15 protein-coding genes and 1 pseudogene are annotated in these 18,943 nt (G+C 72.2%); 5 read left to right on the forward strand and 11 right to left on the reverse strand.

Features of this window, described 5'->3' with window-relative positions; all coding sequences use genetic code 11:
• The first annotated feature begins 26 nt into the window (after positions 1–26).
• On the forward strand, positions 27–1,241 hold the full coding sequence (locus IE318_RS18890) for an MFS transporter (RefSeq protein ID WP_229903592.1): 1,215 nt from the start codon (positions 27–29) through the stop codon (positions 1,239–1,241).
• Between the two features lie 179 nt (positions 1,242–1,420).
• Here the strand turns inward: IE318_RS18890 and IE318_RS18895 are convergent, their stop codons facing one another.
• Complete coding sequence (locus IE318_RS18895; protein WP_189901854.1) at positions 1,421–2,872, reverse strand: WGR domain-containing protein; 1,452 nt, start codon at positions 2,870–2,872, stop codon at positions 1,421–1,423.
• 115 nt (positions 2,873–2,987) lie between these two features.
• Between IE318_RS18895 and IE318_RS18900 the strand changes: the two genes are divergently transcribed.
• Positions 2,988–3,524 (forward strand): SRPBCC family protein, encoded by a 537-nt coding sequence (locus IE318_RS18900; protein ID WP_189901856.1) that lies wholly within the window; start codon positions 2,988–2,990, stop codon positions 3,522–3,524.
• Between the two features lie 72 nt (positions 3,525–3,596).
• Here IE318_RS18900 and IE318_RS44980 read toward each other — a convergent pair whose 3' ends face one another.
• The 3 genes and pseudogenes from IE318_RS44980 to proP all read right to left on the reverse strand — a co-directional run bounded on the left by IE318_RS44980 (position 3,597) and on the right by proP (position 5,897).
• Entirely contained in the window at positions 3,597–4,070 is a 474-nt protein-coding gene (locus IE318_RS44980; protein WP_229903612.1) for an aromatic-ring hydroxylase C-terminal domain-containing protein, read from the reverse strand.
• 10 nt (positions 4,071–4,080) lie between these two features.
• Positions 4,081–4,230: pseudogene (locus IE318_RS44985) on the reverse strand (FAD-dependent monooxygenase); the annotation flags it as partial.
• A 158-nt stretch (positions 4,231–4,388) separates the two neighbouring features.
• The gene (gene proP / locus IE318_RS18915) at positions 4,389–5,897 is read right to left on the reverse strand and encodes a glycine betaine/L-proline transporter ProP (RefSeq protein ID WP_189901861.1); all 1,509 of its coding nucleotides are present in this window, start codon (positions 5,895–5,897) and stop codon (positions 4,389–4,391) included.
• 233 nt (positions 5,898–6,130) lie between these two features.
• Here proP and IE318_RS18920 point away from each other — a divergent pair, with 233 nt between their 5' ends.
• A complete protein-coding gene (locus tag IE318_RS18920) occupies positions 6,131–7,219 on the forward strand; it encodes a lytic polysaccharide monooxygenase (protein ID WP_189901863.1) in 1,089 nt (362 codons plus the stop codon).
• Between the two features lie 206 nt (positions 7,220–7,425).
• Positions 7,426–8,604 carry a cellulose-binding domain-containing protein gene (locus IE318_RS18925; protein WP_373311222.1) on the forward strand — a complete coding sequence of 393 codons (1,179 nt, stop codon included), beginning with the start codon at positions 7,426–7,428 and terminating at the stop codon, positions 8,602–8,604.
• Positions 8,605–8,816: 212 nt separating this feature from the next.
• Here IE318_RS18925 and IE318_RS18930 read toward each other — a convergent pair whose 3' ends face one another.
• From IE318_RS18930 to IE318_RS18950, 5 genes are all read right to left on the reverse strand, one after another.
• On the reverse strand, positions 8,817–9,959 hold the full coding sequence (locus tag IE318_RS18930) for a glycoside hydrolase family 12 protein (RefSeq protein WP_189901869.1): 1,143 nt from the start codon (positions 9,957–9,959) through the stop codon (positions 8,817–8,819).
• 290 nt (positions 9,960–10,249) lie between these two features.
• Entirely contained in the window at positions 10,250–11,272 is a 1,023-nt protein-coding gene (locus IE318_RS18935) for a LacI family DNA-binding transcriptional regulator (protein ID WP_189901871.1), read from the reverse strand.
• 88 nt (positions 11,273–11,360) lie between these two features.
• The gene (locus IE318_RS18940; RefSeq protein WP_189901873.1) at positions 11,361–12,266 is read right to left on the reverse strand and encodes a serine hydrolase; all 906 of its coding nucleotides are present in this window, start codon (positions 12,264–12,266) and stop codon (positions 11,361–11,363) included.
• Positions 12,267–12,414: 148 nt separating this feature from the next.
• A complete protein-coding gene (locus IE318_RS18945; protein WP_189901875.1) occupies positions 12,415–14,838 on the reverse strand; it encodes an MFS transporter in 2,424 nt (807 codons plus the stop codon).
• Positions 14,835–15,329: a MarR family winged helix-turn-helix transcriptional regulator gene (locus IE318_RS18950; protein WP_373311221.1), complete on the reverse strand. Its 495-nt coding sequence runs from the start codon at positions 15,327–15,329 to the stop codon at positions 14,835–14,837. The genes IE318_RS18945 and IE318_RS18950 overlap by 4 nt, the downstream gene beginning before the upstream one ends.
• A 213-nt stretch (positions 15,330–15,542) precedes the next feature.
• Between IE318_RS18950 and IE318_RS18955 the strand changes: the two genes are divergently transcribed.
• Positions 15,543–16,121, forward strand: coding sequence for a hypothetical protein (locus IE318_RS18955; RefSeq protein ID WP_189901877.1), 579 nt, complete (start codon positions 15,543–15,545; stop codon positions 16,119–16,121).
• Positions 16,122–16,197: 76 nt separating this feature from the next.
• Here the strand turns inward: IE318_RS18955 and katG are convergent, their stop codons facing one another.
• Both katG and IE318_RS18965 read right to left on the reverse strand, forming a co-directional pair.
• Complete coding sequence (gene katG, locus IE318_RS18960) at positions 16,198–18,429, reverse strand: catalase/peroxidase HPI (RefSeq protein WP_189901879.1); 2,232 nt, start codon at positions 18,427–18,429, stop codon at positions 16,198–16,200.
• A 24-nt stretch (positions 18,430–18,453) separates the two neighbouring features.
• Positions 18,454–18,900, reverse strand: coding sequence for a Fur family transcriptional regulator (locus IE318_RS18965; protein ID WP_030173590.1), 447 nt, complete (start codon positions 18,898–18,900; stop codon positions 18,454–18,456).
• Positions 18,901–18,943 lie beyond the last annotated feature (43 nt).

Here is an 18,943-nt window from a genome sequence, read left to right on the forward strand (position 1 = left end):
CGTCACGGGCGAATAGCATCTGCGGGATGTCGAACGGAGCAGGCGCCGGCCGCGCCCACCAGGAGTGTGTGCGTTCACCCGTGTGGCGGGCGCCGGGGATGGGGCCGCTGCTCGGTTCGGCGGCGCTGGGCTTCGCCGGCCTGTCGTTGCTGCTGCCGGTCGCGCCCCTGTGGACGCAGTGCGGCGGTGCGGACGAACTGGGCGCGGGGCTGGTCAACACGGTGCTGATGCTCTTCACCGTGGTCGCCCAGCTGCTGGTCGCACGCCTGCTCCGGCGTCTCGGCTGGGCCTGGACGCTCGCCCTCGGGGCGTGTCTGCTGGGACTGCCCGCCCTCGGGCACTTCCTCAGCGACCGGGTGGGCGTGGTCGTCGCCCTCGCGGCGGTGCGGGGGCTCGGGTTCGGGATCCTCACGGTGTGCGGCGCGACCGGAGTGGCGGCGCTCGTCGAGCCCGAGCGCCGCGGCCGCGCGGTCGGCGCCTACGGGCTCGCCGTGGCGGTCCCGCAGTGCCTGCTGGTCCCGATCGCGCCCTGGCTCGCCGAACGCGTCGGCTTCGGGCTGGTGTTCGCGTGCGCCGCCGTGCCGTTGCTCGCGGTGCCGCTGGCGCCACGGGTGGCCCACGCGCTGCGCGGCGCCGAGGACCCCGGTGCGGCACCGGCCGAAGGGCGGGATGCCGGCCGGCTCCGCCGTGTCCTGGTCGGGCCGATCGCGGCGCTGCTCGCCATCACCGCGGCCGGCGGCGCCATCCTCACCTTCACGCCGAGCCTGCTGTCCGACGCGACCGCCGTCTACGTGGCGCTCCTGGCGTTCACGGCGACGGCGGCCCTGTGCCGGTGGAGGTTCGGACACGTCGCGGACCGCAAGGGGGCGGCCCCGGCGATCGCGCCGCTGCTGCTGGCCGGCGCGGCCGGGCTCGCCGTCATCGGTGCGGGCACGGCGCGCGGCCTGGGCGCGGGCGGGCCGGTCCTGGTCGTGGCGGGCATGCTCGTCGTGGGGGTCGCCTACGGGGGCCTGCAGAACCTGACACTGGTTCACGCCTTCGCCGCGGCGGGCGAACCGGCGCGTTCCTCGGTCAGCGTCGCCTGGAACATCGGTTTCGACGCGGGGACGGGGCTCGGAGCCCTCGCGGCCGGAGCACTCGCCACCGCGAGTTCCTACACGGTCGCCTACGCGGTCCTCGCCGCCACCACCGCGTTCGTGGGCGTCTGCTGGGCCGGCGCGCGGTGGGGCAACGAGCCGTAGGGGGTGTCTCGTCGATCAGGCCGGATCAGGGAGCGGCGGCTGGTGCCGTACATCGCAAGGCGGAGGAGGGAGTCGATGCGGAGCATCGGCGACCGACGACAACGCCGCGAGGTGCGGTGCCAGGCGCCGCGAGCCCGGCATGATCGACGAGACACCCCCTTAGGTCCTGTCGTCTCGCATCACAGCAGCCGCCGGATGTCACCGCGCACCCGGTAGAAACCGCCCGCCGCCGGATGCAGGGCGTCCACGACGTAGCGCGCGCCGGGTTCGCGTATGGCGCGCGGGAACTGGACGTTCCAGGAGGCGTCGTAGCCGCCGGACACCACGTGCACGCGCAGGCGGCCGCCCTGCTGGACGCATTCGACGACGATCGCCCCGGCGGGAGCGTGGGCGACGGTGGCCACCGCGGCCGCGGCCGTCGCCGGTGCGTAGGTCGGCAGGGCCGCGGCGAGCTTCACGTCCCGTGCCACCGGCACGGTGCCCTGCTGGGCGGCGGAGACGGCGGCCTCGCTCGCGTCGACGCACACCAGCGAGCCGTCCGTGGTGACCAGGTACAGACGCTCGTCGTGGTACTGCATCGACAGCGCCGAGCCGCCGCCCGTGGCGAGCTTCCACAGGCGCGTGCCGTCCCGGTCGAAGCAGTAGACGGAGGACGCCGCGTCACCGGCGAAGACGAACCGGCCGCCGGGTGAGGTGGCGCACGAGTACACCGCGCCGTCACAGGCGTAGGTGGCCTGGATCGCGCCGGTCGACTTCGACAGCCGCTGGACCACGCGGTGCGCGGTCCCCGCGTACAGGGTGTCGTCCTCCTGCCAGCCGAACAGGACGCCGCCCCGGGTGGGGGTGTGCCACAACTCGCCGGTCCCGTCGGGTGCGTAGGCCGTCACGCCCCGGTGGTGGCCGTGGTAGACGGCGCGGTCGTCGGCGCGGACCATCCAGGCGTGCTCGCCCTGGCTGCGGCGGGACCACTGGTGCTCGTCCTCGTGGTCGATGACGGTGAGCCGGCCGTCGCGGTCGGAGACGTCCAGGATGCCCTCGTGGATGTCCAGCCAGAAGATGTCGACGTCCGCGGCGATGTCGTACGCCGCGAACGGCAGCTTGGAGGACAGGTCGTAGACCTTGCCGTCGTCGCAGCCCGCGTAGATCCAGAAGTCGTCCGCGACCAGGCACTTCACGCCGTCCGGCAGGCTGAAGCGGGCGAGGGCGCCGCCGTCGTGGTCCAGGGTGTAGACGTCGCCCGACTGGTTGCCGACCCAGCAGTGCTCGTCGTCGACGTGGATGCCGAACGCCGCGGAGCCGGTGCGGAACCGCCACAGCACGGGTGCCACGGCGCGCGCGGTGGACGGGGCGGAGGCGACCTGACGACGCGTCACAGCACGCGGGGCGCGCTGCCCGGGAACGGCCGGGGCGTATCCCTTGCGGACCTTCTCCCCGACCTTCTTCGCCGCGGCCGTCCGCGCCTTCTCCGCCGTGGGGAACGTCGTCGTCTGCGTCTGCCCGGCGGCGCCTATCCGCCCGTAGCGCACCGTCACCACCTGGCCGTCGACGGCCACTTCGTAGAACTTGTGCGCGCCGCCGCCTTCCTGCGACAACTCCAGATACGTCGTCGACACGGTGGACCCGGTGGACATGGCAGACCCCTTCCCATGACGGATCCGCCGTCGCTCCGGCGGATCCCAGTGATCGAACGATAGGAGGTGCCACTGACAATGGAGTGATCGGCGAAACCGAGACGAGGGGGACGACATGCTCTTTGCCGACGGCCCGAGTGTGCGCTGCGACGTGCACGTGGAGGCGCCCGTGGAACGGGTCTGGGAACTGGTGACCGACATCGCTCTGCCCGCCGGGTTCAGCCCGGAACTGCTGCGCGTCGCCTGGCTGGACGGCGCGGACCGTCCCGTGCCGGGTGCACGCTTCGAGGGCTACAACCACCACGCCGTGCTCGGTGAGTGGCGGACCGTCTCCCATGTGGTCGAGCTCGACGAACCGCGGGTGTTCGCCTGGGCCGTCACCGACGCGGACGGCCGCTACGGGGAGGCGACCCTGGATCCGGCGAAACCCATGGCGTCCTGGCGCTACGAACTTCAGGCCGAGGGCAGCGGTACGCGGCTGCGCCAGACGGCCCTCGTCGGGCCGGGCCGCAGCGGGGTCACTCTCGCCCTCGAACGCTGGCCGGACCGGGAGGAGGAGATCATCGCCCTCCGGCTGAAGGAACTGCGCGCCGGTATGGAGGCCACCCTGCACGGCGTCAAGTCGCTCGCCGAGGAAGGGAAACGGCGCTGACGCGGAGGGCGCGCAGCGCACCGGCCGGGCGGCCGGTGCACCGAGCACCGCGTGCTCCCTGCGGCCTGCCCTTCAGTCGAAGACGCGTGCCAGGGCGTCCAGCACCTCCAGCCGGCCCGCCGGAGTGCTCCGGGCGGCGAGGTGGCCGTCCGGGCGGATCAGCAGCGCGGCGGCCGACTCGGCGCCGTAGGCGTCGCGGAACTCCCCCGAGCCGTCGTGGACGAAGGGCAGCAGCAGCCGTGGCGCCTCGACGTCCGGTGCGAGCACCGCGTAGCAGGTCAGCGCGGACCGGGCCGTGTTGCGTGCCAGGTCGGCGAGCTCGTCGAAGGCCGCGGCCTGATCGCCGGTGGCGGCGTAGAGCAGGAGCACGTGGTCACGCTCGCGAAGCAGGTCGTACAGGCGCAGCGGATGGGCGACGAGCGGGTCGCGCAGGCCGCCGCAGTCGGGAGCCCGGTCGCCCGCGACCGCTCTCCTCGCCTCGCCGGCCGGCTCGACGACGGGACTTCCCCGGTAGGAGACGAGCACTTGGGCCTCGCGCAGCAGCACGGTCCGCGCGCCTCGGCTGTACGCCCGCCGCCCTGGCGTAGGGCAGACGTTCCGTCAGGCGGTCGACGAGCCGGCACCGCACGCCCCGTCGTCGCAGCTCCAGCGCCGCGGTCAGACCCACCGGGCCGGCACCGGCGATCAGGACTTGGGTCTGGCTCATGGGCGACTCCCGACACACGACCCGAGCGCGCCCTGCCCGTGAAGGTACCGCCGATCGCCCGCGCGGCCGGATCCGTTCCTCACCATGGTCGCGCGCGGCCCGGCCCCCCGCCACCGGGCCCCGGACCGCGCGGTGCGTGCCGACCGGTGCCGGCCCGTTCAGAACCTGGGCACCGGTGCCTGGCTCTCCACCAGGCGCGCGGCCTCCTCCGGCGTGGCCACGGAGGGCGGGGAGCCGTCCAGCGGGCGGCGTGCCGTCTCCTTCATGCACGCCACGGAGATCACCCCGACGAGCGCGGCGATCATGGTGTAGTAGGCGGGCATCAGGTCGCTTCCCGTGGCGGAGATCAGCGCGGTGATCACCAGGGGGGTCGTCCCGCCGAAGAGGGAGGCGGAGAGGTTGTAGCCGATGGACAGGGAGCCGTAGCGCACCTGGGTGGGGAACAGCGCCGGCAGCGCCGCGGACATCGTGCCGAGCAGGCACACCAGGGACAGGCCCAGCATCAGCATGCCCGCGGCGACCGCGGCCAGGCTGCCCTGCTGGACCAGCAGGAACGACGGGATCGACAGCAGGAGGAAGCCGAGCATGCCGGTCATGAGGACCGGTTTGCGGCCGACTCGGTCGGAGAGCTGTCCCACCCGGTTGATCACGAGCATCAGCACCACCATGGTGCCGATGAGGATCAGCAGGCCGTGGGTCTCGGAGTACCCCATCTCGTCCGACAGGTAGGTCGGCATGTACGACAGGAACATGTAGTCGGCGACGTTGTAGGCGCCGACCAGGCACACGCACAGGACGAGGGTCGGCCAGTACTCGCGGAAGATCTTCGCGACGTCTCCCTTGGCGGTGGTCTCCACGGTGGACGCGGCCTCGGACGCCCGGTGGAGCGAGGCGTCCTCGAGTTTCTGGAAGGCGGGCGTCTCGTCCAGTCTCAGCCGCAGATACAGGCCGACCAGTCCGATGGGGCCGCCCACCAGGAACGGCACCCGCCAGCCCCACGCCTCCATGCCGTCGCCGCCCAGCCACGTGGTCAGCAGCGTGACCAGTCCGGCCGCGGCGACGTACCCGGCCAACGTGCCGAGTTCCAGGAAGCTCCCGAAGAAGCCCCGGCGCCGGTCGGGCGCGTACTCGGCGATGAACGTGGACGCCCCTCCGTACTCGCCGCCCGTGGAGAAGCCCTGCACCAGCCGGAAGAGGATGAGCAGGGCCGGGGCCCAGAAGCCGATGGTGGCGTACGAGGGGATCAGGCCGATGGCGAACGTGCCGATCGCCATCATGATCATGGTGAGGGCCAGGACCTGCTTGCGGCCGATCTTGTCGCCCATGGGGCCGAACACCATGCCGCCCACGGGGCGCACCAGGAAGGACACCGCGAAGGTCGCGAACGACGACAGCAGCTGCACGGTGTCGTTCCCGGACGGGAAGAACACATGCCCGAGGGTGACCGCCAGGTAGCTGTAGATGCCGAAGTCGAACCACTCCATGGCGTTGCCGAGCGCGGCGGCCTTCACCGCCCGCTTCACGGCGGCCTCGTCCGTGACGGTGATGTCCGTGCGCCGCAACCGGGGGTTCCTGCGCCGTTGCACTGCGCGGAACAGCACACGATGGCGTCTGACGGCGTCCGGGGCGGCGTCGATCGTCCGAAGACCGTCCTCGTGCTCCGCCATGACGGCTCCTTCCTTCCGGCGGACGGCTGCTTGGGACCGCATGCTCCGTCGTGGCACCAGCAAACGGCACAGAGGACGAGTGCGACATTCGGCACAGCGGAGACCGGCGAGGACGCAGGTGCGTTTACATCGGCCCCACCTCTCGCTACCGTGAGGATGGGAGCGCTCCCATCGTTTCGTCCACTTGTCATGTTCTGATCACATCCGCCAATCCCTCCGAAGGGAGTCCCTCGGTGACCCGACGCAGGACGTATTCCTTAGTCGCGGCGCTGGCCACCCTGTTCGCGGCACTCGGCCTGACCCTCCTGGGCCAGGGCAGCGCACAGGCGCACGGCGTGGCGATGATGCCCGGCTCGCGCACGTATCTGTGCTACCTCGACGCCCAGACGAGCACCGGCGCGCTCGACCCCACCAACCCGGCCTGCCGGGACGCGCTGAACCAGAGCGGGGCCACCGCCCTGTACAACTGGTTCGCCGTGCTGGACTCCAACGCCGGGGGCCGCGGCCCCGGGTATGTGCCGGACGGCAAGCTGTGCAGCGCGGGCGACCGTTCGCCGTACGACTTCTCCGCCTACAACGCCGCCCGGTCGGACTGGCCCCGCACCCATCTGACGTCCGGGGCCTCGATGCAGGTGCAGTACAGCAACTGGGCGGCCCACCCCGGTGACTTCCGGGTCTACGTCACCAAGCCCGGCTGGTCCCCCACCTCGGAGCTCGGCTGGGACGACCTGGACCTGATCCAGACGGTCACCAATCCCCCGCAGACGGGCTCGCCGGGCACCGACGGCGGGCACTACTACTGGGACCTGAAGCTGCCCTCGGGCCGCTCCGGTGACGCGCTGATGTTCATCCAGTGGGTGCGCTCGGACAGCCAGGAGAACTTCTTCTCCTGCTCCGACATCGTCTTCGACGGCGGTCACGGCGAGGTCACCGGCATCCGCGGCTCGGGCGGCGGCAACCCGACGCCGACCCCCACCCCCACCCCGACGCCCACGCCGACCGATCCGGGCACGGGCGCCTGCATGGCCATGTACTCCGTGACGAACTCCTGGAGCGGCGGTTTCCAGGGCTCCGTCGAGGTGATGAACCACGGCACCGCACCGCTGAGCGGCTGGTCCGTGAGCTGGAAGCCGGGTGCGGGCACCGCGATCGGCAGTGTGTGGAACGGTGCGCTGACGAAGAACTCGGACGGCACGGTCACGGTCAGAAACGTCGACTACAACCGGACCATACCGGCCGACGGCAGCGTCACCTTCGGCTTCACCGCCACCTCCACCGGCAACAACATGCCGGTCGGCTCCGTCGGCTGCGCCACGCCGTAGGCGCCACAGGCCGCTTCGGCGCGCCGCCGGCCGGCCGCTTCGGCGCGCCGTCCGGCGGCCGCCCGGCCTCACCGCATCGAGGAACTTCCACCCACCTCACGGAAGGAAAACCCATGGTCTCGAGGACGGTGCGACCGCCGGGCCGGCGGCCGGCGCGGCCGGCGCGGCCGGCGCGGCCGGCGCGGGCGGCGGCGCTCGTGGCGTTGATGTCCGCGCTGCTGGCCTGGCTGGCCGGTTACGGACCACTCGGTGCGGCGCGGGGAGCCGACCAGGGCGGAGCGTGCCGGGTGTCCTGGACGGTGAACCAGTGGTCCGGGGGCTTCACCGCCCAGGTGTCCGTGACCAACCTCGGTCCCCAGGTGGGCAGCTGGACGCTGGGCTGGACATTCGACGCCGGCCAGCGGGTGACCTCCGCCTGGAACGCCCGGGTCGACCAGACGGGCACGGCCGTGACCGCCACCAGTCTCGACTACAACGGGTCGCTGGCGACCGGGGGTTCGGCGTCCTTCGGACTCCAGGGCACGTGGTCCGGCGCCAATCCCGCGCCCGGCGACTTCACCTTCGACGGGGCGCCGTGCGGCGACGGTTCGGACCCGGGGCCGGGTCCCAGTCCCGACCCGACACCCAGCACCACGCCCACCCCCAGTGGCACCCCGACGCCCAGCCCCACGCCCACGCCGTCCGGCGGTCCCTCTCCCGAGTGCGGCGGCGCCACGGTGTGCTCCGGCTTCGAGGACCAGACCGGGAGCGTGCCGTCGGGCGCCTGGACGACCGTCGCACCGGACTGCCAGGGCTCCGGAAAGGTGACGGTCGACACGTCGGTGGCCCACACCGGAAGCCGCTCGGTACGGGTGGACGGGGCCGCCGGTTACTGCAACCACGCCTTCGTGGCCACCACCAAGGACGTCTCGGCGGTGGGCCCTGTGGTGTACGGCCGACTGTGGGTGCGCCACACGACGTCGCTGCCCGCCGCGCACGTCACCATGATCACCATGGCCGACGCCCGCGACGGCGGCCGGGACCTGAGGATGGGCGGCCAGAACGGCGCCCTGCAGTGGAACCGCCAGTCCGACGACGCGACGCTGCCCGCGCAGAGCCCGGCGGGCGTGGCGCTCAGCGCCCCGCTGCCGACCGGACGCTGGGTGTGTCTGCGGTTCGCCGTCGACACCACCCGGCAGAGCATGGACACCTGGATGGACGACACGCAGATCGCCGGACTGCACGTGGACGGCACGCCCACGCAGGACGTCGACGCCCAGTGGCTCAGCCGCACCACCGCACCCCGCCCCACCACGCTGCGGCTGGGCTGGGAGAGCTACGGCACCGGCGACGACACGCTCTGGTACGACGACGTGGCGCTCGGCTCGTCCCCCCTGTCCTGCTGAGTCGGGCGACCGGCCGCCAACCGGGCCCGCCCTCTCCAACCGGGGGAAGAGGGCGGGCCCGGGTGGTCCCACGTTCTGTCCGACAGGCCCTGGGACGGCGCCCCACGGGCGTCGTCCCAGGGCGACGGCACCGCACGGGCGTCGTCCCAGGGCGACGGCACCGCACGGGCGTCGTCCCAGGGCGACGGCACCGCACGGGCGGTGCAGCCGGTTCAGGCGGTGGTGCAGGCCGTGCCGTTCAGGGTGAACCGGTCGGGCTGGGCGAACGTCCCGGTGTAGGTGCCCTGGAAGCCGAAGGACTGGCTGCCTCCGGCCGCGATCCGGGCGTTGAACCCGAGGCTCGTCGCGGTGACCGCGCCGGAGGACGGGGACACCGTGGCGTTCCAGCTGTTGGTGATCTTCTGGCCGGAGGGCAGCGTGAAGCCGAGCCGCCAGTCGTCGACCGGCGCCGTCCCGGTGTTCGTCACGGTCACGTCGGCGGTGTAGCCGCCCTGCCAGACATTGGTCTTGTACGTCACCTTGCAGGACACCGGGGTGCCCGGGTCGCCGGGGTCACCCGGGTCGCCCGAGCCGCCGCCGACGGTGACCGAGGAGGAGAAGGAGTTCACCGCGAGCCCGGCGCCGTTGGACCAGGGCTCGAAGCCCGCCTGAACGCTCGTCAGGTACCAGGAGGAGTCGGCCAGTCCCCGGCTGATCGCCTGCCGCACGAAGTCCATCACGTCGAACGACCAGCTGCCGATGGCCGAGGGGGCGACGAAGGACAGCACGTCGTTGGAGCCGTTGTTGCCGGACCAGACCTGCCAGCTGCGGCCGGCGACGGTGGCCGTGCCGACCGCGGACCCCACCGGCTGGATGGAGCCGACCTTGTTGAACCACACCATGATCTCGGTGCGGTTGACACCGTCGGTTCGGGGCGTCGGGTCGAGCCAGATGTCGTAAGCCGCGTCGTAGACGGCGTCGGCGACATAGCCGTACGAAATGCTGGTGGGCGCGGCGGAGATGGTGCTCAGCCGGGCCGGGAGGTTGGTCCCGGGCGAGCAGTTGGTGTAGTGGCAGCCGTTGTAGACGGAGGGGTACGACTTCGGCGCTCCGTTGGTGGGCACGGAACCGTCCGCCTGGGTGATGCGCAGGCCGGTGCTCGTGGCCGTGATGCACTGGGTGGCGCTGGTGCCCCAGCGGTTGTTCTGGACGACGTAGCGGCCCTGGATGGTGGTGGAGCCGAAGGCGTCGCAGATCTCGGTGTCGGCATGGGCCGCGGGGGTCGCGGTCACCAGGGCGGCCACCGCGGCGAGGGCGGTGAGCAGCGCGGCGAGCAGCCCGCGCGCGCTGCGCACCGGGAGTGTCGACGGACCCATCGGGTGTCCTTTCGGTGGGGTACGTGGGGCCCGGAGAAAGGGAGCGCTCCCAGCGGCTTCGGAATGGGAGCGCTCCCAATCGGCGGCTTCCAGGAGCGTAGGCTTCAGTCATGACCCTGACAAGAAGGCGGGAGGCGGCAGAATCGAACTTCTGTCGAAGTACCTGGTCGGCGAGGGGGTCCGCCAACTCGAAGTACGCGCAAGACGATGACAACAGACGCCGAATGCCCTTGGAGCGCTCCCGAAAAGCAGGCATATCGCACCTACGGTCGGCGGGTCATCAGGACGGCTCAGGCCGAGTCCCTGCGGATCAGCCGGGTCGGCAGGATGACATGGCGCCAGGCGCGGCTGGAGTCCTCCAGCGCCTCCAGGAGCAGCCGGACCATGGCCCGCCCGATCTCCTCGACCGGCTGGCGCACGGTGGTGAGCTGCGGATCGGTGTGCTGCGCCAGCAGGAAGTCGTCGAAGCCGATCACGGCGACGTCCTCGGGCACCCGGCGCCCCGCGGCACGCAGCACGTTGAGGGCCCCGGCGGCCATGGTGTCCGATGCCGCGAACACCGCGTCGACCTCGGGATGGCGCCCGAGCAGTTCGGTCATCGCCCGGCGCCCGCTCTCCTCGCTGAAGTCGCCCTCGACGATCCACGTGGGCCCGTGCGCGTGACCGGCCCTGCGCATGGCCTCCTCGTATCCGCGCAACCGGCACTGGGCGACGTACATGTCCAGGGGGCCGGTGATGGTGGCGACGTGGGTCCTGCCGCTGCGCAGCAGGTGGTCCACGGCGTCACGGGCGCCGCCAACGTTGTCGGAGTCGACGTAGGAGGCACACTCGTCGCCGGAGCGGCGGCCCAGCAGGACGGTGGGCAGGCGCAGTTCGGCGAGCATGTCGGGCAACGGCTCACCGCCGCGGACGGACATGAGCAGTACGCCGTCGATGCGGCCGCCGCGCGCGTACTCGACGAAGCGGCGCCGCTCGGCGTCCGTGCGCACCAGGGTGAGCAGCAGCTGGATGTCGGTGCCGGCCAGGGCGTCGCTGACCGCGCAGACGATCTCGGAGAAGAACGGCTCGCCGAACTGCCGCCAGTCCGTCTCCGTCATCGCCAGGGCCACCGCGTCCGCGCGGCGCGCCGCCAGGGACCGGGCCGCCTGGTTGGGGACGTAGCCGAGTTCGGTGATGGCCCGTTCCACGGCGCGGCGGGTGGAGTCCTTCACCCCGTCGGCGTTGTTGATGACGCGTGAGACGGTGCCCCGCCCCACCCCGGCGAGCGCGGCCACTTCCTCGAGCGTCGGCGTGCCGGAGCGCTGCTTCCCCACGATCGCGTACCCCCCTCGGTGACCACCCGATACTACGGCCGGTCACGGCCGGTTGGGACCGTCGATCACGGCTGGTTCCGGCTGTCGATCACGGCTGCTTCACGGCGGAGGTCGAGGACAGGGCCTGGCGCGCCGCCTTCTCCACCAGGGAGACGCCGTCGCTCATGGACGCGCTGCCGTTGGAGAGGACCGCGACGAGGTAGTGGTGCCCGTTCGCGGTGATGCGGCCGACGCTGTTGACGTCCCAGAGCCCGGTCGTGTTGCGCTGGAGCCAGCCGTTCTTCAGCGCCCACTCGGAGCCGGCGGCCGCCGAGACGCCCCATGCCTGGTCGTCGGCGACACGGCTCATCAGCGAGCGGATGTAGGCCCGGGACTCCTCGTTCAGCGCGTGGGTGGTGGGCGCGCTCGGCGTCGTGTCGTCGAACACGGCCCGCAGGAGCCGTATCTGGTCACGTGCCGTGGTCTGGGTGAGCCCCCACTTGGCGCCGGAGCCGCCCTTCGTCGCCGTCAGTCCGAGGCGCTTGTTGGCCGCCTCCAGTCCGGGCGCCCGGCCGATCTGCCGCCACAGGGCGTTCGCCGCCGCGTTGTCGCTGTGCCGGATCATCGGCTCCGCCTGCGCGCGCTCCTCGGCGGTGAGGTGCCGTCCGGCGTCCTGTGCCTGGAGCAGCAGCGCGGCGAGGATGTCGACCTTGATGATGCTGGCGGTGTCGTAGGGCACGTCCTCGCCGTACACCGTGGGCTCCCGGCCCGGGGCGTCGAGGTCGAGCACCGCGGTGGTGACACGCGCCGCGCTCACGGGCTGCGCCGCCGCGGCGGTCTCGCCCGACGGCGCGCCGGTGGCGGCGGCCGCCGGCGGTGCGTGCAGCGCGCCGAGGGAGAACAGCGTGGTCACGGAGGACAGGAGCAGGGCGGCGCACGCGGCGGCGCGGCGGCCACGGCGCCCGGCGGTGGTCTTCGCGGTGACCGGGGAACGCGGATACGACAGATAGGACATAGGCAAACGGGCCTCACCGAAGGGTCGTCACAGGGGCACTGAGGAGTGAACGTAGACAAAACGCGCGCCCTTCGGCGTGGCCGCCGTCACTCAAAGCCGCTTTTGGCGCGAATTGAGACAACAACCACAGTCACGGTCCCGGCGTCCGTCAGCCGGGGGCGTGACCGACCTGGAGATCGACTCGGTGGGCCCCTCCGTCGCCCAGCGCCACCTCGCCGGCCGCGGGCGGGTAGCCGGTGGCGACGACGGTGTAGGCGCCCGGGGCCAGATTCCGCAGGGTGTACGTGCCGTCCGTGGCGGTCGTGGCCGACGCCACCACGTCGCCGCGCGCGTTCAGCAGGGTGACGCGGGCGTCGGGCACGGGGTGGCCGGTGTGCCCGTGGCGCACGGTCCCGTGCACGCCGCCGGCGCCCGCCAGGGTGACCTCGGAGAAGACCGGTCCCCTGCCGGCGACGACCCGCACGGCGCGAGGACGGTGCCCCTCGGCCGACACGACCAGGGTGTAGGCGCCGGGCTCGGGTTCCGCCAGGGCGTAGGTCCCGTCCTCGGCCGAGCGGGCGAGGTCCCTCTGGTGACCGCCGTGGTCGACGAGGGTGAGGGTGGCGTGGGCGAGCGGTTGACCGGCGTCGTCGCACACCCGGCCGCGCAGCGCACCGGCGGAGGGGCCGGACGTCGGACCGGCCTTCCGCGAGGGCGCCGATACGGCGGTCGTGCCGGGCGAGGGGGCCGGGGACACGGCGGCGGACGTGCCGGACGAAGGCACCGGGGACACGGCCGGGGTCCCCGTCTCGGCGGGCGGCGCCGGGGTCCGCGCGGCGGCCGGCGACACGGGCAGGGGCGACTCGGGGAGCGCGCCGTGGCGGCCCCGGACCAGGGAGGCGCCCGCCGCCGCCAGCGACATGGCGATGGCCAGGGAGAACACCACGACCAGGCCGTCGTGGAAGGGCTGCGAGATCAGATGGGGGAAGTACTCGCGCCCGGTGAGGTGGGCGGCGGCGGACGGCGAGAGGTGGCCGAGGATGGTCGGGCCCAGCAGGTGCTCGATCGGGTTGTAGCCGAGGAAGGCGGCGAACAGCACGCCGACCGGCGGCAGCGCGGCGACCTGGTGGGCGGCTCCCGCCGGGACGCCCTGGGCGGTGAGGCCCGAGCTGAGCGTGTCCGGCAGACTGCGGGAGAGTCCGGCCACCATGAGGGAGAAGAACACCCCCATGGACAGCACCATGCCGGCGTTCTGGAAGGTGGCGCGCATGCCGGAGGCGGCGCCGCGGGAGTCGGCCGGGACGCTCGACATGATGATCGACGTGTTCGGGGCGGCGAACAGGCCGCCGCCGAGGCCGTTGAGGAAGATCAGCCCGGCGAAGACCCAGTAGTCGAAGTCGCCGGGCAGGACGAGCAGCCCGGCGAACGACGCCGCCATCACGACGAACCCGGAGGCGGCGAACAGCCGCGCGCCGAACCGGTCGGACAGCACGCCCGAGACGGGTCCGGCGAGCAGGAAGCCGATGGTCAGCGGCAGCATGTAGATGCCGGCCCACAGCGGGGTGTCGGCGTAGTCGTAGCCGTGCAGCGGCAGCCAGATGCCCTGCAGCCAGATGATGAGCATGAACTGCAGTCCGCCGCGTGCGATCGCGCCCAGCAGGGTGGCCGCGTTGCCGCCCGCGAAGGCGGCGTCGCGGAACAGGCGCAGCGGGAACATCGGCTCGGCGACCTTGGTCTCGACCACGCAGAAGACGGCGAGCATCGCGGCCCCGCCGGCCAGTCCGGCCAGCACCCAGGGGTTGGTCCAGCCCATGGTGTGGCCGCCGTAGGGCTGGATGCCGTAGGTGATGCCCGCGAGCAGCGCGGTCAGCCCGACGGCGAAGGTGATGTTGCCCCACCAGTCCATCCGGCCGGGCCGGCGCACGCCCGTCTCGCGCAGTGACGCGTACGCCCACACGGTGCCGATCAGGCCGATGGGCACGTTGACCCAGAAGACCGAGCGCCAGTTCCAGGTGACGAGCGCGCCGCCCAGCACCAGGCCGAGGAACGACCCGGCGATGCCCGCCACCATGTTCACGCCCAGGGCCATCCCCCGCTGCCGGGCGGGGAAGGCGTCGGTGAGGATGGCGGCGGAGTTGGCCATCAGCATCGATCCGCCCACGGCCTGCACGATGCGCCAGCCGATCAGCCACAGCGCGCCGCTGCCGCCGTGGAAGGGGTCGAGGGACAGCACCACCGAGGTGAGCGTGAAGATGAGGAAGCCGGCGTTGTAGATCCGGACGCGGCCCATCATGTCGCCGAGGCGGCCGAGGGCGACCACCAGGACCGCGGTGACGAGCATGTAGCCCATCAGCATCCACAGCAGGTAGCTGACGTTGGCCGGCTGGAGCGGATCGAGGCGGATGCCCGTGAAGATACCGGGCAGCGAGATCAGCACGATGGAGCTGTTGATGGTGGCGAGCAGCATGCCCAGGGTGGTGTTGGTCAGCGCGACCCACTTGTAGCGGGGGTGGTCCGCGCCCATCCAGGTGCCGCGCGTGCGCGGTCCGGCGCCGGTGGTGCCGGGTATGCGCCCGGTGTCCTCGGTGGTCATCTCGTGCTCCCCGTGTCGTGCCGCGTGGGCAGGTGGCGCGGCCCCGCGGCGCCTTCGAGCATCCGTCGCACCAGGGGGAGGGCGGTCCGCACGGCCTCGCCCAGCGCCTGCTGCTCCTCGGCGGGAAGGGCCGCCAGCAGATCGGCCAGCCGGCTGTCCCGCAGCCGCCGGCGCTCGGCGAGCAGCTCACGTCCGGCGTCGGTGACGGCGACGAGGGTCACCCGCCCGTCCGCGGGGTCGTCGACGCGCCGCACCAGACCCCGGCGCTCCAGGCGCTGCACCAGCTGGGTCATCGACGGCTGGGCGACTCCCTCGGCCACCGCCAGCGCGGTCAGCCGGGCGGGACCCTCGCGCTCCAGCCGGGCCAGGGTGGAGGCCGTGGTGAAGCTCATGTCCCGCCGGTCGGTCACAGCCCTGATCACGGCGGAGGCCGTCTCGGCGAGCGCCCGCGCCGTCTCCAGCGGTTCCTGCCCGCGGTCCGACTGATCCACGTCTCAAGTATCACGCCGCCTATATAGGCAGGCTATAAAAACTTCGTAAGAACATGCCCGGGCGCAGGGACAGGCCACTCCCCGGCGCAGGAACAGGCCGCTCCCCGGCGCAGGAACAGGCCATGCCCGGCGCAAGAACAAGCCCGGCCGTCTCCCGCCGCATGAGTGGAAAAGCTCATGTCCGCATGCCGTCAGGCGCGGCAGGATCGGCGCATGACGACGATCAGGACGGTGGGGATCCGGCGGGGCGCGGTGCCGGTGGCGCTGCTGGCGGTGCTGGCGGCTGGGTGCGGGAACGAGCGGGCGGGCGACGACGTCGGCGCGCACGGACCCTCGCGAACCGCGGCGGCGACGCCCGGTGCATCGGCGAACGTGCGGTGTCCCGGTGAGAGCCCCACGCCGTCGGCGCCGGCCACGACCGCGGACACCTCCGTCCCGGACACGCCGCCCACCGACCACTACGCAGAGAACCACGGCTTCCGGGTGCCGATCGAGCTGTACGGCCGACGCCGCTGCGACGGGCTCGCCGCCGTCGCCCGGATCGAGAAGGCGCTCGAACCGCTGCGCAGGCGCGGTGACTTCAGCCCGGACGGCACGCGCCGGGTGCTGATCGGTCTCGGCTACGACGCCGGGAAGGTGGAGGCGTACCAGAACGGGGCGGGGGTCGGCTTCCTCATCGACGCCTCCTCCATGTGCCTGGAGGGCACGATGTACCCCAAAGTCACCGAGGCGGACGCCTTCGCCGGCTACCCGGACGGCACCGACTGCCGGCCCCCGAGCGGCGGCCACTGACGGCCCGGAGCCGGGGCGGCGAAGGCACGTCCGGGCCGGTCCCTGCGGACCGGCCCGGACGTGGTGACCGGAGTGATCAGACCAGGTCGAACCGGTCGAGGTTCATGACCTTGACCCACGCGTCGACGAAGTCGTGCACGAACTGCTCCTTCGCGTCGTCGCTCGCGTAGACCTCGGCGAGCGCCCGCAGCTCGGAGTTCGAGCCGAAGACCAGGTCGGCACGGCTGCCGGCCCACTTGACCTCGCCCGTGGCGGCGTCGCGACCCTCGAAGGTGTTCTGGTCCTCACTCGTCGCCTTCCACGTCGTGCCCAGGTCGAGCAGGTTGACGAAGAAGTCGTTGGTCAGGGACCCGGGGGTCGTGGTGAACACGCCGAGCTGCGACTGCTGGTGGTTCGCGCCCAGCACACGCAGACCGCCGACGAGGACCGTCATCTCCGGGGCGCTCAGGGTCAGCAGGTTGGCGCGGTCGAGCAGCAGGAACTCGGCCGGGAGGCGGTTGCCCTTGCCGATGTAGTTGCGGAAGCCGTCGGCGGTCGGCTCCAGCGCGGCGAACGACTCCACGTCCGTCTGCTCCTGCGAGGCGTCCACGCGGCCCGGCGTGAAGGGCACCTCGACCTCGAAGCCGGCCTCCTTGGCGGCCCGCTCGACGGCCGCGCCGCCGGCGAGCACGATCAGGTCGGCGAGCGAGATCCGCTTGCCGCCGCTCTGGGCGGAGTTGAAGGACTCCTGGATGCCCTCCAGGGTGCGCAGAACCAGGGCCAGCTGGTCGGGGTCGTTGACCTCCCAGTTGCGCTGCGGCTCCAGGCGGACCCGGGCGCCGTTGGCGCCGCCGCGCTTGTCGCTGCCGCGGAAGGACGAGGCCGACGCCCACGCGGCGGACACCAGCTGGGACACCGTGAGGCCGGAGTCGAGGACCTTGGCCTTGAGGGAGGCGATGTCCTCGGCGCCGACGAGCTCGTACGTCCGCTCGGGCAGCGGGTCCTGCCACAGCAGGACCTCGGCCGGAACCTCCGGGCCGAGGTAGCGGGCGACCGGGCCCATGTCACGGTGGGTCAGCTTGAACCAGGCCCGGGCGAAGGCGTCCGCGAACTCCTCGGGGTTCTCCAGGAAGCGCCGCGAGATCGGCCCGTAGACCGGGTCGAACCGGAGCGAGAGGTCGGTGGTGAGCATCGTCGGGGCGTGGGTCTTGGACGGGTCGTGGGCGTCGGGCACGGTCCCGGCTCCGGCGCCGTCCTTCGGCCGCCACTGGTTCGCGCCGGCGGGGCTCTTGAACAGCTCCCACTCGTAGCCGAAGAGGATCTCGAAGAAGCTGTTGTCCCAGGTCGTCGGCGTGTTGGTCCAGGTGACCTCGAGACCACTGGTGATCGTGTCGCCACCCTTGCCGGTGCCGTAGGTGCTCTTCCAGCCCAGGCCCATGTCCTCCAGGCCGGCGGCCTCCGGGTCGGGGCCGACGTGGTCCGCCGGGCCGGCACCGTGGGTCTTGCCGAAGGTGTGGCCGCCCGCGATCAGGGCGACGGTCTCCTCGTCGTTCATCGCCATCCGGCGGAAGGTCTCGCGGATGTCGCGGGCCGCGGCGATCGGGTCCGGGTTGCCGTTCGGGCCCTCCGGGTTGACGTAGATCAGACCCATCTGGACCGCGCCGAGGGGGTTCTCCAGCTCCCGGTCACCGGTGTAGCGCTCGTCGCCGAGCCAGGTGGTCTCGGGACCCCAGTAGACGTCCTCCTCGGCCTCCCAGACGTCCTCGCGGCCGCCGGCGTAGCCGAAGGTCTTGAAGCCCATCGACTCCAGGGCGACGTTGCCGGCCAGGATCATCAGGTCGGCCCACGACAGGCTCCGGCCGTACTTCTTCTTCACCGGCCACAGCAGGCGGCGGGCCTTGTCGAGGTTGGCGTTGTCCGGCCAGCTGTTGAGCGGCGCGAACCGCTGCTGGCCGGCGCCGGCGCCGCCACGGCCGTCGCTGATCCGGTAGGTGCCCGCGCTGTGCCAGGCCATACGGATGATCAGCGGGCCGTAGTGGCCGAAGTCGGCGGGCCACCAGTCCTGAGAGGTCGTCAGGACCTCGGCGATGTCCCGCTTCACGGCCGGCAGGTCGAGGGACTGGAACGCCTCGGCGTAGTCGAAGTCCTCACCGAGGGGGTTGGCCACGGCGGGGTTCTTCGCGAGGATCTTCAGATTCAGCCGTTCCGGCCACCACTGACGGTTTCCGCCACCCTGAGTCGGGTGCGGGGCGCGCCCGTGCGCGACCGGGCAGCCGCCTCCGGCCTCCGTCTTGGCGTCGGTGACGACTGCATCGTGGTTCTCGGACATGGGAATCCTTCCGGACAGGGCGGATCACGGTGCTGAGGAACTACGGCTGGTGGCACAGTCGGGGCACAGGCCCCAGTAGATGACCTCGGCCTCGTCTATCGAGAAGCCGTGGTCGTCGGACGCGGTCAGGCAGGGTGCCTCGCCCACCGCGCAGTCCACGTCGGCGACGGCACCGCACGACCGGCACACGACGTGGTGATGGTTGTCCCCGACACGTCCCTCGAACCGGGCCGGGCTGCCGGCCGGTTCGATACGGCGCACGAGCCCCGCCGCGGTGAGGGCGTGCAGGGCCTCGTACACGGCCTGGAGGGAGACATGGCCGACGCGCTGACGCACCCCGGACGCGATCGCCTCCACGCCGAGGTGGTCACCCGCCCGGACGGTCTCCAGGAGTGCGACGCGCGCGGCTGTCACCCGCAGGCCCGCACCGCGCAACTCCTGGGCCGCCGTCGGAGGCTCGGCTTCCGTCATGCGGCCGAACCTACCCCCATAAACACGAACGGTTCAAGAAAAC

The organism is Streptomyces spiralis, from assembly GCF_014654675.1.
GTDB lineage: Bacteria > Actinomycetota > Actinomycetes > Streptomycetales > Streptomycetaceae > Streptomyces > Streptomyces spiralis.